Origin of the sequence: Johnsonella ignava ATCC 51276, assembly GCF_000235445.1 — a bacterium.
GTDB classification, from domain to species: Bacteria; Bacillota; Clostridia; order Lachnospirales; family Lachnospiraceae; genus Johnsonella; species Johnsonella ignava.
Map to the genome: position 1 here is coordinate 1 of NZ_JH378849.1, position 2204 is coordinate 2204.

The 2204-nt window shown below is 35.6% G+C and carries 2 protein-coding genes and 1 pseudogene; all 3 read right to left on the reverse strand.

From position 1 onward, the window contains the following. Window positions 1-135 precede the first annotated feature (135 nt). The gene (locus tag HMPREF9333_RS11855) at window positions 136-1683 is read right to left on the reverse strand and encodes a CD1107 family mobile element protein (protein WP_005542344.1); all 1548 of its coding nucleotides are present in this window, start codon (window positions 1681-1683) and stop codon (window positions 136-138) included. Beyond that, window positions 1658-1897 carry a hypothetical protein gene (locus HMPREF9333_RS11860; RefSeq protein ID WP_000711884.1) on the reverse strand — a complete coding sequence of 80 codons (240 nt, stop codon included), beginning with the start codon at window positions 1895-1897 and terminating at the stop codon, window positions 1658-1660. The genes HMPREF9333_RS11855 and HMPREF9333_RS11860 overlap by 26 nt, the downstream gene beginning before the upstream one ends. Before the next feature lie 11 nt (window positions 1898-1908). After that, window positions 1909-2204, reverse strand: a pseudogene (locus HMPREF9333_RS12815) (CHAP domain-containing protein); the annotation flags it as partial.

Genomic DNA, 2204 nt, shown 5'->3' on the forward strand with positions numbered 1-2204 from the left:
CTGATTTTATGTAAAGCTTTACATAACTAATTTCATTTCTGTTTTTCCTCCTGTTTTAACTAATAAAATAGGGCGAAAGATGTTACCCTCTCGCCCTGTATTTGCACCAAATATTATATAGTTTTAGGTGCAATCTTATTCCTCAGTTTCATCATCTTCAACTTCATCTACTTCGCTTGCTTCTTCCTCACTTTCAGCTTCAGAAAAGAAATCATCATCTTCTTCCTCTAAGGCTTCAAGTTCTTTATCTTCTTTCTTTTTCACAACCTTAAAATAGTAGCCTGCTCCTAATGCACCACCTACTACAAGAAGCAAAATAATATAGGTTCCTAAATTACTCTTTTCGTCCTTCTTCTCAGGCTCTACTTCTTCCTTAACAGGTTCTTCTTTTACTACTTCCTGCTTTGGTGCTTCTTTTTTCTCCACCATGTTAAGCAAATCATCTTCAGATACTTCCGTAAGAAGCATTACATTCTCACTATCTTCATCATGATTGATGATTAAATAAAAGGTCTTACCATTTTTAGTCTGAAAGGTAATAAACTGTCTTGCATCAGCCGAATATTTATCAGTTTCTTTATTATCCTTATCATCGCTATGATGAATCGGATATTCCTTATTTGCATTATCCTTATTTTCCGTAAGACTTCCTCTTGCCTTAGACGGTGCAGAAGCTACTCCCTTATTGGTATTTACACTCTTACTTGTGCCATCCATAGCTGAATCTTGGCTGTTATTGTTAGCATGCGTTTTAGCTGTCAGTTTATTAGGATAACGAATTTCCTTTTCTTTATCTTTTGATTGTTTAGTATTTTCATCTTTTGTAGTATTTCCAAAACTTGTCTTTGGTTCATTTCCCTTACCTGTATTTACAAGTGGCTGAGAATTTCCTGCACTTGTTTTTATACTGCTATTTGGTGGAATTGGTGTAACAACATTAGATGATGCCGGAGCTTTATTTACTTCATTAGCCTTTTTTTCAAGATCTTTAATCTTTTCATTTAGCTTGTCCATTTCCTTTTTAATATCAGAAGATAAATCTTTGTTATCCTTTTCTTTTTTCAGTTTTTCTTTCAGACTTTCAATTTCATCTTCAAGAGCTTTGATTTTTTCCTTCTGCTTATCGCTTAACTTATCTTTATCCTTAATCTCACCATTTAGCTTATCAAGCTCCCCTTTAAGTTCTTTTGCCTGCTTTTCCATCTTGGAAATATCCTCTTTGGAAAGCTCTGTCTGCGTTGACTTATCTTTCGTCTTTTTATCTTCCGTCTGAGTGCTTTTGTCCTGCTGTGGCTTTTTTTCTTCCGTCTTAGTTTCTTTATCCTTAAGTTCAGCCTTTGCTACCTTACGGATAATCTCATCTTTTCCATCTCCCTTTACCTCATAAAACAGAAACTCATCAATGAATTTCATATCATCAGGGAGCATTGGAAGATCTCCGCTATCAATAAGTTGTCCTTTCTCAGCCTTTATCTTTTCTTCCTTAAAGACCTTTTCATCTTCAAAGATATACCTTACATTTACTTCAACTTCCGTTTGAGCAGCTTCGTTTTTTGTTGGAGCTTCAGATTTTTGCTCCTGTGCATAAACAACCGTCCAAAGACCTAAAATACAACTAATACTTACAATTACCGCAAGTGCTACCGTCCAAAACTTATTATTCTTTTTCAAACTGGTTTTCATTTGTTTTCTCCTTTTTCATTTCTGCTTTTTGTCTGTTTACCTTTGCCATCAAATCGCTGATTGTGATGTTGTTCTTTCTGCAAATGGCAATGATTTCTTCATTTTCAAGCTCTTCTTCACGAATGAATAAAGGCTCCAATTCTTCATCAATCAGAGCCTTTTTATCATTTAACTTCTTTATTCTGTTTTTTACTGCTATCAGTTCCTTTTTCAAATTGTTACCTCCTATTTCTTTACATTTGGCGGAAAACCGAATCCTACGGGATGGTGCTTACAAAATGTTGCTATCCAATCATCTAAGGTAGTTACTCTTATTCGACCGATGTTATCAATCACTTTTCCATCTCCAATGTAAATACCTACATGACCATAGGTAAGCCCTGCACTGCTTCCGCTACTGCTGCTTTTCAACTGCCACAAGCATTCCGACCTTGAGCTTTGACCTGTCTGATGTAAAGGTATAGTTTCGGTACATATCACAGGCATTCCCGCCTATATATCCAAGTCCTGCATTTTGATAG